The following is a 14,776-nucleotide window of genomic DNA, read 5'->3' on the forward strand; positions in this document are numbered from 1 at the left end:
CACTAACCAACGAGGTTTAGCCATGCACAGCCGCACCACGACGTTAGCACTCTGTATCACCGCCGCTCTGTACTGCTCCGGCTCTGCAATGGCTGCCGGACAAGAACAACAGGCCGCGGCTGGCACCACGCCATCTGCCACCACCGAGTTGGACACGATCACCGTCACCGGATACCGCGCGTCGCTGGAGAAGAGCCAGGCGGTCAAGCGCTCGGCCAACTCCATCGTCGATGCGATCAGCGCCGAAGACATCGGCAAGTTCCCGGACATCAATGCGGCCGAATCGCTGTCGCACCTGCCGGGCATCAGCGTCGACCGCCAGTTCGGCGAAGGCGAAAAGGTCAGTATCAACGGCACCGACCCGGCCTTGAACCGCGTGCTGCTCAACGGCCAGACCATCGCCTCGGGCGACTGGGGCGGCAATCCGACCGACACCAGCGGCCGTACCTTCAACTACACCCTGCTGTCGCCGGAAATCATCGGCCTGATGGAGGTCTACAAGACCCCCGAGGCACGCATCGACGAAGGCTCGATCGGCGGCACCGTGATCGTGCACACCCGCAAGCCGCTGGACCTGCCCAAGAACACCATCCGCGGCTCGGTCGGCTACAACTACAACGACCGCTCGGAAGAAGGCAATCCGCGCGGCTCGGCGCTGTGGAGCTGGAAGAACGACGACGAAACCTTCGGTGCGTTGATCTCCGCCACGCACGACAAGCAGGACCTGGCGCGCGCCGGTATCGAATACTTCGGCTACACCACCGGCGCCAACATTCCCGCCAGCGCCACCATCACCGGCGACGGCAGCGATGTGGCCACCGCCCGTGTACCGGCCGGCATCAACAGCGCGTTCTTCCAGCAGACCCGCGAACGCAGCGGCGTGCAGGGCGCGTTGCAGTGGAAGCCGAACGAGCAGAACGAGTTCAACCTGACCGGCCTGTACATCAAGGGCGAGTACAACAACTTCAGCGAATCGCGTTACGTCTGCCCGGCGTGCAACAACGACCTGCAGAAGGTCACCAGTGCCAATGTGCAGAACGGCGTGGTCACTTCGGCGACCTTCGGCGATGGTGCCGCGGGGCAGCCGTACGCACAGCTGGACGCGAACTACCGCGAGAGCACCGTCACCACCAAGAGCCTGAACCTGCGTCACGACTGGTCGGGCGAGAAGTGGGTGTTCACCACCCAGGTCGGCGACACCAAGGCCACCGGCGGCAAGAACCCCGAGTACCTGATGAAGTTCCTGATGACCGACGGCGGCTACAACTATGCCTTCGATGGTCAGAACACCGCGGTGAACTACGACAACGGCGGCGCCTCGAACTGGACGCTGCCCGGTTCGCCGGCCGGCCTGCCCGCCGGTTCGCAGGACTCCAGCGCGATGCAGGCCGGCGGTATCTTCTATCAGAAGAGCACCGACGAAGAGAAATACTTCCAGTGGGATGCGGCACGCGATCTGGAGCTGGGGCCGTTCACCAAACTGCTGTTCGGCTACAAGTACATCAACCACAACAACGGCGTGGACGCGCGCGGCAACCGCATCAATACCACCGATGCGATCTCGCTGACCCAGTTCAATCCGGGCACCACCCCGAGCGGTCTGTACGACGGCCTGGGCGCAAGTGGCGACCTGACCACCTGGCCGACCGCCAGCCTGAACTCGATCCGCAACTATCTGCTGTCGCAGCCGCAGGGTCCGTACCGTCCCGATTACGGCTCCTCGTTCGAGGTGAAGGAGATCACGCAGAACTTCTACACCCAGTTGAACTACGAGACCGGCAAGTGGCGTGGTAACGTCGGCGTACGCCTTGTCGACACCACCGACAAGTCGCTGTACTGGCAGACCGCCGATGGCGGCACCAACTACTCGCGCGTGGCCGAGAACAACGACTACCGCAAGGCGCTGCCGAGCTTCAACATCGCCTACGACATCACCGACGACGCCGTGCTGCGCTTCTCGGCTGCCAAGGTGATCGCACGTCCACGCTACGGCGATCTGGCCGGCACGTTCAGCATCAACAGTGCGAACGGCAATCTGACCGCCGGTGGCGGTAACCCGGATCTGAAGCCGTACGAGTCCACCAACTACGACCTTGCTGCGGAGTGGTATTTCGCGCCGTCCAGCATGCTGTCCGGTGAAGTGTTCTATCGCGACATCAGCTCCTACATCGTCAACACCACCAGCCAGCAGCAGTTGACCGATCCGATCAGCGGCAACTCCGGCATCTACACGGTGACCTCGCCGATCAACGTCTCCGATGCCAAGGTCAAGGGCGTGTCGGTGAACTACCAGCAGTCGCTGGGTCTGGGCTTCGGTGTGCAGGCCAACTACACCTTTGCCGAATCCGATTCGAGCTCGGGCCTGAATTTGCCGTACCTGTCGCGCGACACCTACAACATCATCCCGTACTGGGAGCATGGCGACTGGATGGTACGTGTGAACTACAGCTTCCGTTCCAAGTACTTCACCCAGATCGGCCGCCTGGCCTCGCAGGACTTCGCAGACAGCTACAAGCAGCTCGACCTGACCGCCTCGTATCAAATCACCGATTACATGGGCATTACCTTCGGCGCGACCAACCTGCTGGATTCCACCTACCGGCTGTTCAGCAACACCCGCTCGACCCCCACGGCGTTCTACAAGAACGGCCGCGGCTATCAGGCCCAGCTGAACTTCAAGTTCTGATGTAGCACCGGCGCGCCACCGACCCTCCACGGTGGCGCGCTTTTTTTTGAGTTGTGCGTTGCATGCAGCGCACCGCTCGATGTTTTACCAAGGAGTGGTACTGGCCACGCCCCTTCGCGGTTGAGGGAGCATGGCCAGGCCCGCTTTTGCCATCCACGCACGGTTGCAGCATCGCCGGCGCGTCTTGCTCAACAGGAGTGCAGTTCCCATGACGACCGATAGCCGCGTGTTTGCGGCTCCATCCCGCCGCCACGCCGGAGCTGTACCCAGAACGCGAATGCTCGCGCTCGGTCTGCTGCTCGCGTTGCCTGCCGCCACGCTCAGCGCGCAATCGCCCACCGCGCCGACCGCCACCACGCTCAGCCCGGAACAGATCGACCAGCAGTGGCTCAGCGCCACCGCCAAGTACGCGCCAGAACGCGATCGCCTAGTGCGCGAAGCCGAAGCCGGCGCACGCAAGGGCCCGTTTCGCCCCGATTGGGCCGCGCTGAAGGCATATCAATCGCCGGCGTGGTACGACAACGCCAAGTTCGGCATCTTCATCCATTGGGGCGTGTTCTCGGTGCCGGCGTTCGGCAGCGAGTGGTATTCGCGCAACATGTATCTGCAAGGCTCCAAGGAGTTCGCCCATCACGTGGCCACCTATGGCCCACAGGCGAGCTCCGGCTACAAGGACCTGATTCCCAAGTTCACCGCGCCCAAGTTCGATCCGAATGGCTGGGCCAAGCTGTTCCGCGAATCCGGCGCGCGCTACGTGGTGCCGGTGGCCGAACACCACGACGGCTTTGCGCTGTACGACTCCAAGTTGTCGGACTGGACCGCGATGAAGATGGGGCCCAGGCGCGACCTGCTGGGCGAGCTGTCCACCGCCATCCGCGCACAAGGCCTGCACTTCGGCCTGTCCTCGCACCGCGCCGAACACAACTGGTTCTTCGACGGCGGGCGAAAATTCGATTCCGACGTCAACGACCCGCGCTATGCGGCGCTGTACGGCCCGGCGCAGGTACGCCTGCCGGGCAAGGACGATGCCGACGTAGCCAACGACTGGACGCCGGTGTCGCAGGCCTGGCTGGACGACTGGCTGGCACGCACCACCGAGTTGATCGACACCTATCAACCGGACCTGATCTATTTCGACTGGTGGATCGCCCACCCCACGTTCCGTCGCAGCCTGCCGACCATGCTGGCGTACTACTACAACCAGGGCGCGGCGCGCACCGAAGCCGATCGCGGCGTGGTGGTGAACTACAAGCTCGGTGCGTTTCCGGAAGGGGCCGGCACGCTGGATATCGAACGCGGCCAGCTCACCGGCATCCATCCCACGCATTGGCAGACCGATACCTCGGTGAGCAATGCCTCGTGGGGGTACATCGAAAACGACACCTACAAGTCGCCGACCTTCATCATCCACATGCTGGCCGACGTGGTGGCCAAGAACGGCAACCTGATGCTCAACATCGGCCCGCGGGCGGATGGCTCGATCCCGGATACCGAACGCGGCATCCTGCTGGCGATCGGCAAGTGGCTCAAGACAAACGGCGGCGCGATCTACGACAGCAAGCCCTGGCGCGTGTATGGCGAAGGCCCGACCGAAGTGGTGGGCGGCACCTTCCAGGACGTCAAGACCAAGCCGTATACGGCCGAAGATTTTCGCTTCACCACCCGCGATGGCGCGCTGTATGCGATCGAGCTCGGCTGGCCGACCGATGGCGAGGCGGTGATCCGCTCGCTCAACGCCGCCGATGGCGTGCGCGGCGTGACCCTGCTGGCAAACGGCAAGAAGATCCCGTTCGAACAACGCGCCGATGGCCTGCATCTGCGCCTTCCCGTAAAGCCGGTTGGCGAGAGCGCGTATGTGTTCCGCATCGACCTTTCTTCCCCCACTCCCTGACGGATGTTGTCTTTCATGAGTAAGCGATTGACCTGGATGTTGCTTGCGCTGGCACTGACCTGCGCCCCGGCCCTGGCCCTGGCCAAGAGCCCCACGGCGTTGTTCTATCTGATGAACACGCAGAAATCGACCAACTCGTTCATTGCCAACGTCGACAAGATCGATGTGGTGGTGCCCACCTGGTACGGCGTCGACCAGAACGGCCTGGTCAACGGCACGCCCAATATGTACCTGTACGACATCGCCAGGCAGAAGAACCTGCGGGTGATGCCGATCCTGTCGATGACCACCGGCCGCGACGGCTTCCACAAGCTGATGCACGACGAAGCGGCCAAGAAGCGCATGATCGAATCGCTGCTGATCCACGGCAAGCAGCACAAGTACTACGGCTTCCAGTTCGATTTCGAGAACATCGCCTGGACCGATCGCGATGCCTACACCTTGATGGTCAAGCAGACCGCCGACGCCTTGCACAAGGCCGGCTTCAAGATGTCGGTGGCGGTGGTGCCCAACGCCCCGGGTCACGCCGAAGGCGGCCAGTTCTCCAAGTGGATGTGGGAATACTGGCGCGGTGCGTACGACCTGAAGGCGCTGGGCCAGGCTGCGGATCTGATCAGCATCATGACCTACGACCAGCACACCCGCTGGACCACCCCCGGCCCGGTGGATGGCATGGTGTGGATGAAGAAGCACCTGGATTACGCGATCACCCAGGTACCTAAGGAAAAACTCTCGCTCGGCATCGCCACCTACGGCTACCGCTGGTACACCGGCAACCCGGTCAAGGAAGACGGCACCGAAGCGTCGAACATCTCCGCAACCTACATCGATGCCGACGAATCCTTCCCGCTGGCGATCGAACAGAACGCCACCGTGCAGTGGGATCCGGTGGAGCAGGAATCGTGGTTCTACTTCTACCGCGACGACATGCGCGAGTGGGTGTTCCGCCCGGACGCACGCAGCTTCAAGGCACGCTACGACATGGCCAAGCAATACGGCCTGGAAGGGTTCAGCTGCTGGGTGCTGGGTGCGGAAGATCCGAAGGTGTGGGACGAATTGCCGGTCGCGCAGCGCTGACCCACACACCCGACTGGCGCAGCGCGTTGAAGCGTGCGCCAGTCCCTGCGTAAAGTGTGGCGGCTTTGGTACTGTGCGTTGCGCGATGCATGAGCAGATCGCCATGTGCACCCGATTCGGCAAGCGATGCGCATGCGCTCGAAATCATCGGTCGCCACTCGTACACTGCAATGGGGCTGCAGCCACTGTCGCCACATGTGTGAGTCGCATCGTCGCAGCGGCCAGGCATCGCTGGCTTGCGGCACTGCACGATGCGGCTGCCCTACCCCGCTGCGTCGGTGTCTTGTCGCAGCGCCCCGCTCTCCGCCATATCGGGATGTGATTGCATGATGGTCAACACCAGCCGGACTCCACACACACCATTGTCGAGAGTGCTGTGGCTGGACACGTCGCCATCGGGCACACCCTTATCAAGTACGCCCTTATCAAGCACGTCTGCATCGAACAAGCTGTCATTGCGCATGCCGTCGTTGGGCATGCTGTCAGCAGGCGCGCTGCCGTCGCGCCTGCTTGCGTTGTCGCTGGTCGCGCTGATGCTGGCCGGCTGCGGTAAACGCGAAGCCGGCACTGCACCGGCTGTGGCACGTGCAGGCGCCACAGCGGCCGCACCATCGGCCGATGCACCATTCCCCCTGATTCCAGCACCGGTCGAGGCGACGCCTGCGGCCGGTCGTTTCACCATCGACACCGGCACCGTGATTTCGATAGAAGCAGGCGACGCCGATGCGCGGCGCAGTGCCGAGTATCTGGCCGGCCTGCTCAAGCGCACCCGCGGGCTGACGTTGGAAGTGCGTGCCGAGGCCACCCCTTCTCCGGCCAGCATCCGCCTGGAACGCGACGCGCAGGCAGCGGTGACGCAGAAGGAAGGCTACAGCCTGGAAGTCACTGCCAAAGGCATCCGCATCGCTGCGCGCGATGGTGCCGGGCTGTTCTATGGCGCAATCAGCGCCTGGCAATTGATGACTTCGGATGCGCGCAAGGGTGCCGTGACCGTGCCCGGTGTGAGCATCCGCGACTGGCCGCGCTTTGGCTGGCGCGGCCAGCATCTGGACGTGGCCCGCCATTTCCACGACGTGGACACCGTCAAGCATGTGCTGGACGCGATGGCCGTGCACAAGCTCAATGTGCTGCACTGGCATCTGACCGACGACCAGGGCTGGCGCATCGAAATCAAGCGTTACCCCAAACTCACCGAGGTCGGTGCCTGGCGCACACCGCCGGGTGCCGGCAGACACGGCACGCCGGAGCGCTCCGGTGGTTTTTATACGCAGGAGCAGATCAGCGAAATCGTCGCATATGCGGCGCGCCTGCACATTACCGTGTTGCCCGAGCTGGACATGCCCGGCCATGCGCAGGCAGCCGTTGCCGCCTACCCCGAAGAGGTGGGCGTGCCTGGCGTGCGCACCCAGGTGGGCGTGGACTGGGGCGTCAACCCGTACCTGTTCAACACCAGCGAGCGCAGCCTGAGCTTCATCACCAACGTGCTGGATGAAGTGCTGACATTGTTTCCGTCGCCGTATATCCACATCGGTGGCGATGAGGCAGTCAAGGATCAATGGGAAGCCTCGCCCGCGGTGCGTGCGCAGATGCGCAAGCTCGGGGTCAAGGACGCGCACGCGATGCAGGGCTGGTTCAACGAACAGCTTGCGACCTACCTCACCAAGCACGGCCGGCGCATGATCGGCTGGGATGAAATTCTGGAAGGCGGCGTGCCGCAGAGTGCGTCGGTGATGTCGTGGCGCGGCGTCGAGGGTGCGGTCACTGCGGCCAAGCAAGGCCACGATGTGGTGCTTGCGCCGGGCGACTGGCTGTATCTGGACAACCTGCAGACCACCCGCAGCGACGAACCCAACGGTCGCCTGACGGTGTTGCCGTTGTCGAAGGTCTACGCGTTCAACCCGGTGCCTGCCGAGCTCAGCGCCGAACAGGCCAGGCACGTACTGGGCGCACAAGGTGCGTTGTGGTCCGAATACATCCCCTCGCGCTGGCATGTGGATCACGCGCTGTTCCCGCGCCTGTCGGCAGTGGCGGAAATGACCTGGTCACCGCAGGCGGCACGCAACTGGGACAGTTTTCTGACACGCATGCCGGCACAGCTGCAGCGCTACAAGGCACTGGGCATCGATTACAGCGACGGCGCCTTCGCCGCCGATATCGCCCTGGAAGACGGCCCCAACCCGGTGCTTGCCGGCGGCCCGGCCAAGGTGACGTTGGGCACGCAGACCGGCGCAGGCACACTGCATTACACCGTCGACGGCAGCGACCCCACCCCGGCATCGCCGCGCTATGAGGCGCCGTTGACGATCAGCCTGCCGACCACGGTCAAGGCCACCGCGTTCACCGCCGATGGCATACCGCTGGCCGCAGCGCGCAGCCGCACCTTCGACCGCGCCTCGCTGTTGCGCGTGGACACGCAAGGCCTGCGCGATTGCGTGGCACAGGGCGCGCTCGGCCTGCGCCTGCCATTGCTGCCGGAAATGACCGGCGCCGCGACGCCGGTCTACAACGTCGATCTGTTCCATGCCTGCCGGCTGTATCCGCAGGCACGACTGGATGGCGTCGGCGCGATCCGGATCGAGGCCGCGCGCCTGCCCAACAACTTCGGTCTGGCGCACGAGCAATCCAAGGTGGTGCAGTACCCGGCCAAGACCCGCGGCGGCGAGCTGGAAGTACGCCAGGGCTGCGACGGCGAACTGATCGCCAGCGTGCAACTCCCCAGGAGCGACACCCTGGGCGAACAGTTCACCCTGGAAACCCCGCTGCCTGCACGCACCGGCATCCATGATCTCTGCCTGCGCTTCACCGCGCCGATTCGCGGCCCGTTGTATGCCATCGGCGCCGTCCAACTGATTGAAACCACCGCGCAGGCGCCCCCCGCCGCCACGCGCTGACCCATCCAAGGAGACTCACCCATGCCCCTGCCGCACCGCACTGCCCCCGCACTGTCACCGCTCACACCCGCCCGTCTCGGGCTTGCCCTGACCTTTGCACTTTCGCAGGCCTGGGCGGCACCGCCTACGGCAGTGAACCTGGACAGCGGCTGGCAGGTGCGTCTGGTGCCGGGGCAGGAACAGGCCAAGACCTATCCCAAGGCCGCCAGCTGGATGCCGGCGCAGGTGCCGGGCGTGGTGCAGACCGACCTGATCGCCGCCAAGGTGGTGCCCGACCCGTTCCTGCGCGACAACGAGGGCAAGATCCAGTGGGCCGGCTTGAGCGACTGGCAGTACCAGACCCGCTTCAACGTGGATGCGGCCACGCTCAAGCGCGAGCACGTGGAGCTGGTGTTCGATGGCCTGGACACACTGGCCGAGGTCACCCTCAACGGCAAGCCGCTGCTGAGTGCCGACAACATGTTCCGGCAGTGGCGGGTGGACGCCAAGCCGCTGCTCAAGCGCGGCGACAATGTGCTGGAAATCAAGTTCCTTTCGCCGATCAAGAAGATCCAGCCGTGGCTGGCCAAGCAGCCGTATGCGCTGCCGGGCGCCTACGATTCGGCGTTCGGCGATGAGCCCGATGGCCGCCACAGCTCCACCTACGTGCGCAAGGCGCCGTATAGCTACGGCTGGGACTGGGGCCCGCGCATGGTCAATGCCGGCATCTGGAAGGATGTGCGCGTGGAAGCCTGGGATGCGCTGCGCGTGGACGGCCTGCATATCGCCCAGCAACGCGTCGACGCGGATGCTGCGCAATTGCAGGCGCAGCTGGAACTGCAGGCCGGCCGCAGCGGGCCGGTGCAGGTGACCCTGGATGTGCTGGGCCCGGATGGGCAAAAAATCGGCCAGTTCACCCAGGACGCGGTGGTCGACCCGGGCAAGAACCGCATCGACCTGGCGGTACGCATCGCCAAGCCCAAACGCTGGTTCCCGGCCGGCTACGGCGCGCAGGACCGCTACACCTTCGTGGCCAGCGTACGCGACGCCGATGGCGACAGCCAGCAGATCAAGCGCGTCACCGGCCTGCGTTCGGTGGAGCTGCGCCGCGAAAAGGACACCTGGGGCAAGAGCATGGAGATCGTGATCAACGGCATCCCGATCTTCGCCAAGGGCGCCAACCTGATTCCGCTGGATGCGTTCCCCTCGCGAGTCAGCCAGGAGCGCATGCGCAGCACCTTGCAGGATGCGCGCGACGCCAACATGAACATGCTGCGCATGTGGGGCGGCGGGCATTACCAGGACGACCACTTCTACGAGGTGGCCGACGAGCTGGGCATCATGATCTGGCAGGATTTCATGTTCGGTGGCGCGGTGCCTCCGTATGACGTGGAGTTCCGCGAGAACACGCGACAGGAGGCGATCGAACAGGTCAAACGCCTGCGTGATCACCCCAGCATCGTGTTGTGGTGCGGCAATAACGAGGTGCAGACCGGCTGGGAAAACTGGGGCGACCGGGTCAAGTTCAAGCAATCGCTGGACCCGGAAGAACGCACCCGCGTCGAACGCGGCATGACCACCCTGTTCGGCACCGTGTTCCGCGAAGTGGTGGCCACCTACGATAGCGACGTGCCGTACTGGGCCACCTCGCCGGGTACCGACTTCGACGGCGGTGCCGACCAGACCAACGATGGCGATATGCACTATTGGAAAGTGTGGGGCGGCCCCGCGCTGCCGGTGACCGAATACCTCAACGTCACCCCGCGCTTCATGTCCGAGTACGGCCTGCAGTCGTTCCCGGACATGCGCACCGTGCGCGTGTTTGCCGATGCGGCCGACATGGATCCGGAATCGCCGGTGATGCGCGCGCACCAGAAGTTCGACAAGGGCAATGGCAACAAGCGGCTGATGCTGTACATCCGCCGCGAATTCGGCGAGCCCAAGGATTTCGAAAGCTTCGTCTACCTGAGCCAGCTGATGCAGGCCGAAGGCATCAACCTGGCCGCCTCGCACCTGCGCGCCTCGCGTCCGCAGTCGATGGGCTCGCTGTACTGGCAGCTCAACGATGTCTGGCCGGGCGCGTCGTGGTCCAGCGTGGATTACTACGGCCGCTGGAAAGCACTGCAGTACCATGCGCGCCGCTTCTATGCGCCGGAACTGATCGCCGCATTGCGCAACGACAAGGGCCAGACCCAGGTCTCGCTGATCTCCGATCGCACCACCGCCTTGAATGCACGCTGGCGCATGCGGGTGATGAGCATGGACGGCAAGGTGCTGAGCAAGCGCGAGCAGAAGACTACGGTCAAGCCGCTGAGCAGCCTGCAGGTGGGCAACTTCAGCGATGCGCAATTGCTGGGCAAGGCCGACCCCAAGCGCAGCTATGCGGTGTTCGAGTTGCTGGAGGGCGACACGCTGCTGTCGCGTGAAGTGGTGTTCTTCGCACCGGCCAAGCAGCTCGCACTGCCAACTGCGAAGGTCGACAGCCAATGGCGCGCCGATGGCGATGGCTATGCGCTGACCCTGACCAGCAACACGCTGGCGCGCGAGGTGTGGCTGTCGTTCGGCGACCTGGAGGTGAAGGTGGCCGATAACGCCTTCGACCTGCTGCCGGGCGAACCGCTGACGCTGCACGTGTCCAGCAAGCTGCCGATGGCGCAGGTGCAGTCTGCGTTGCAGGTACGCGATTTGGGATCGACGCTGGCCGGCGCTCCGCCGGAGCCGCCGGAGGCAGCGGCGACGAAATGAGCTCCGGGACGGCCCTCATCCGCCCTGCGGGCACCTTCTCCCGCCAGGCGGGAGAAGGACTCGGTATCCGCTCAAGCGTGCCCTTTCCCACATGCATGGCCGTCCCCTCACACGCATGACCACGCCCGCGTTGGGTGTCCTTCTCCCGCTGGCGGGAGAAGGTGCCCCGCAGGGGCGGATGAGGGGCCGCCGCAGTACCAGCAACAACCATTACACCAATGGCGCGCATGACACCGCCGCGCCGGAACCCAAGCTCGCCGCAGCCGCAGCCGCTGCGGCAACACCAGAACAACGCCTGGCGGATCTTTCCGCTGCGCAGGAGTGAATCGATGTCATCCGTGTTTGTCACGCGTCTTGCCCTGGCACTGAGCCTGAGCCTTGGCCTGCCCTGTATCGCCCTCGCCGCGCCTGCCGACCGCAGCGGCACGCCCGAACAGCGCGCCGCCGCGCTGGTGGCGCAGATGAGCCGCGAGGAAAAGGTCGCCCAGGCGATGAACGATGCGCCGGCGATTCCGCGCCTGGGCATCCCCGCCTACGAATGGTGGAGCGAGGGCCTGCACGGGATCGCACGCAATGGCTACGCCACGGTGTTTCCGCAGGCGATCGGCCTGGCCGCCAGCTGGAATACGACGCTGATGCAGCAGGTGGGCACGGTGGTGTCCACCGAGGCGCGCGCCAAGTTCAATCTGGCCGGCGCCCCAGGCAAGGACCACAAACGCTACGCGGGCCTGACCATCTGGTCGCCCAACATCAACATCTTCCGCGATCCGCGCTGGGGCCGTGGCATGGAAACCTACGGCGAGGATCCTTTCCTCACCGGGCAATTGGCAGTGGGCTTCATTCGCGGCCTGCAGGGCGACGATCTCGATCACCCGCGCACTATCGCCACGCCCAAGCACATCGCCGTGCACAGCGGCCCGGAACCGGGCCGGCACGGTTTCGATGTGGATGTGTCGCCACGCGATGTGGAAGCGACCTATACGCCGGCCTTCCGCGCGGCGCTGGTCGATGGACAGGCCTGGTCGGTGATGTGCGCGTATAACTCGCTGCATGGCACACCGGCCTGCGCGGCCGACTGGTTGCTCAATGGCCGCGTACGTGGCGACTGGGGCTTCAAGGGCTTTGTGGTGTCCGACTGCGATGCGGTGGACGACATGACCCAGTTCCACTACTTCCGCCCGGACAATGCAGGCTCGTCGGCCGCCGCACTCAAGGCCGGTCACGATCTCAATTGCGGGCATGCCTATCGCGACCTCGACACAGCGATCGAGCGCGGCGAAGTGGACGAAGCCTTGCTCGACCAATCGCTGGTACGCCTGTTTGCCGCGCGCTATCGGTTGGGCGAACTCGCAGCACCGCGCAAGGACCCGTATGCGCGCCTGGGCGCCAAGGACATCGACAACAACGCCAACCGCGCACTCGCGTTGCAGGCCGCTGCCGAATCGATCGTGCTGCTGAAGAACAACGCCGATACCCTGCCGTTGAAAGCCGGCATCAAGCTGGCGGTGATCGGCCCCAATGCCGATGCCCTGGCCGCACTGGAAGCCAACTATCAGGGCACCTCCTCCGCACCGATCACCCCGCTGCTCGGCCTGCGCCAGCACTTCGGTGCGCAGCAGGTGCGCTACGCGCAAGGCGCGCCGCTGGCCGCCGGCGTGCCGGGCATGATTCCGGAAACCGCCCTGCGCAGCGACGGCAAGCCGGGATTGCGTGGCGAATATTTCGACAATGTCGACATGACCGGCAGCCCGGCGGTGGTACGCCAGGACCGCACCGTCAGCTTCAACTGGGATCAGGTCAGCCCGGCCAAGGGCGTACCGGCCGATCGCTACGCAGTGCGCTGGAGCGGCGAACTGCTGCCGCCGGGCGCGGGCGATTACACGTTGGCGGTGCGCGTGGCGCGCTGCTTCGACTGCACCGGGCATGACCCGGTGCGGCTGTATATCGACGACAAGCTGGTGGTTGCCGGCAATGCCGAAGACAAGCACGTGCCGGCCGGCATGCACAACGCCGATGGCCGAAGTGTGGAAACCGTGCTGCATTTCGACGACACCCGCCCGCGCAAGATCCGCCTGGAAATGGAACATCGCGGCCAGGACCAGGGCCTGCGCCTGGAATGGCTGGCACCGGCCGCCGCACAACTGGCCGAAGCCGAACAGGCAGTGGCGCAGTCCGATGCGGTGGTGGCCTTCGTCGGCCTGTCGCCGGATGTGGAAGGCGAGGAACTGCGCATCGACGTGCCCGGCTTCGATGGCGGCGACCGCAACGACATCGCCCTGCCCGCCCCGCAACAAGCCCTGCTGGAACGCGCCAAGGCCTCCGGCAAGCCGCTGGTGGTGGTGTTGATGAGCGGCAGCGCGGTGGCGTTGAACTGGGCCAAGGCCAACGCCGACGCCATCGTGGCGGCGTGGTATCCGGGCCAGTCCGGCGGCACCGCGATCGCGCGCGCACTGGCGGGCGAGGACAACCCCGGCGGGCGTCTGCCGGTCACGTTCTACCGCTCCACCAAGGACCTGCCCCCGTATGTCAGCTACGACATGAAGGGCCGTACCTATCGCTACTTCAAGGGCGACCCGCTGTTCCCGTTCGGCTATGGGCTGAGCTACACCAGCTTCGCCTACGACGCACCGCGCCTGTCCACCACCACGCTGCAAGCCGGCAGCACGCTGCAGGTGACAACCACGGTACGCAACACCGGCAGCCGCGCCGGCGATGAAGTGGCGCAGGTGTATCTGCAGTACCCGGACCGGCCGCAATCCCCCTTGCGCAGCCTGGTCGGCTTCCAGCGCGTGCATCTGAAACCGGGCGAACAGCGCACGCTAAACTTCACCCTGGATGCGCGCGCCCTGAGCGATGTGGACCGTACCGGACAGCGTGCGGTGGAAGCGGGCGACTACACGCTGTTTGTCGGCGGTGGTCAGCCGGGAACCGGCGTGGTTGGTGCAGCGGCAGCGTTTTCGATTTCGGGACGTTCGCCGTTGCCGAAGTAAAGCGTTCGCACACCTGCTGCACAACAGGCGTCGGCTGTCGTGGCCGGCGCCTGTTGCTCAATGCACGTGTTGCAGCGCATCGCAGAACGCCTGGATTGCGTCTGCGCAATGGCCAATTGGTGATCTATCTGCAAGCACCACGATGATGTCCGCACATACTTCACACGTGCTTGACAGACATTCAAACGGGGTCTATCACTGACCGAGGTCGGCACCACGCGCCATCGGCGAGACGACCGACTCACCTTGACGGCAACAACGTTTCCACGCAGTACCTGCACCGGGAGATGGTTGAATGCAGCATCGTCGTATCGACCAGCGCCTGGGTGTTGCCGATCGTGCAGTGCATCGCACGCACGCCTGCTGCGCTGCTGTCACGCTGGTGCAGCCGTCATGACCAAGCACTACAAACTGAGCGCCATGCGCTCGCGCTCGAAGTGCATCGCCGGCTACTCGCCGCCACGCCACTGACGCCTGCACCGCTGTAACAGCTGGCAGACGCTCCGGCGCCAACCCC

At 64.7% G+C, this 14,776-nt stretch carries 8 protein-coding genes; 7 read left to right on the top strand and 1 reads right to left on the bottom strand.

All coding sequences use genetic code 11. The annotated features are described in order from the left end of the window. Positions 1–22 precede the first annotated feature (22 nt). The 3 genes from FHY19_RS03380 (at position 23) to FHY19_RS03390 (ending at position 5,654) form a co-directional block, all read left to right on the top strand. Positions 23–2,686, top strand: coding sequence for a TonB-dependent receptor (locus FHY19_RS03380; RefSeq protein ID WP_259161625.1), 2,664 nt, complete (start codon positions 23–25; stop codon positions 2,684–2,686). Between the two features lie 208 nt (positions 2,687–2,894). Further along, positions 2,895–4,577: an alpha-L-fucosidase gene (locus FHY19_RS03385; protein WP_259161627.1), complete on the top strand. Its 1,683-nt coding sequence runs from the start codon at positions 2,895–2,897 to the stop codon at positions 4,575–4,577. A 3-nt stretch (positions 4,578–4,580) separates the two neighbouring features. Then, on the top strand, positions 4,581–5,654 hold the full coding sequence (locus FHY19_RS03390; RefSeq protein WP_259161636.1) for a glycosyl hydrolase family 18 protein: 1,074 nt from the start codon (positions 4,581–4,583) through the stop codon (positions 5,652–5,654). Between the two features lie 262 nt (positions 5,655–5,916). On the opposite strand, the gene FHY19_RS03395 is transcribed toward FHY19_RS03390, so the two are convergent. Next, on the bottom strand, positions 5,917–6,132 hold the full coding sequence (locus tag FHY19_RS03395; protein WP_259151988.1) for a hypothetical protein: 216 nt from the start codon (positions 6,130–6,132) through the stop codon (positions 5,917–5,919). On the opposite strand from FHY19_RS03395, the gene FHY19_RS03400 reads away from it, so the two are divergent. The 4 genes from FHY19_RS03400 (at position 6,131) to FHY19_RS03415 (ending at position 14,259) form a co-directional block, all read left to right on the top strand. Next, positions 6,131–8,545: a family 20 glycosylhydrolase gene (locus FHY19_RS03400; RefSeq protein ID WP_259161645.1), complete on the top strand. Its 2,415-nt coding sequence runs from the start codon at positions 6,131–6,133 to the stop codon at positions 8,543–8,545. The genes FHY19_RS03395 and FHY19_RS03400 overlap by 2 nt on opposite strands. 21 nt (positions 8,546–8,566) lie before the next feature. Next, complete coding sequence (locus FHY19_RS03405) at positions 8,567–11,269, top strand: glycoside hydrolase family 2 protein (protein ID WP_259161646.1); 2,703 nt, start codon at positions 8,567–8,569, stop codon at positions 11,267–11,269. A gap of 178 nt (positions 11,270–11,447) precedes the next feature. Then, a complete protein-coding gene (locus tag FHY19_RS03410) occupies positions 11,448–11,594 on the top strand; it encodes a hypothetical protein (protein ID WP_259161647.1) in 147 nt (48 codons plus the stop codon). A 4-nt stretch (positions 11,595–11,598) separates the two neighbouring features. Beyond that, on the top strand, positions 11,599–14,259 hold the full coding sequence (locus FHY19_RS03415) for a glycoside hydrolase family 3 protein (RefSeq protein ID WP_259161653.1): 2,661 nt from the start codon (positions 11,599–11,601) through the stop codon (positions 14,257–14,259). The last annotated feature ends 517 nt before the right edge of the window (positions 14,260–14,776 follow it).

This window comes from Xanthomonas sp. 4461 (assembly GCF_024806475.1).
GTDB lineage: Bacteria > Pseudomonadota > Gammaproteobacteria > Xanthomonadales > Xanthomonadaceae > Xanthomonas > Xanthomonas arboricola_F.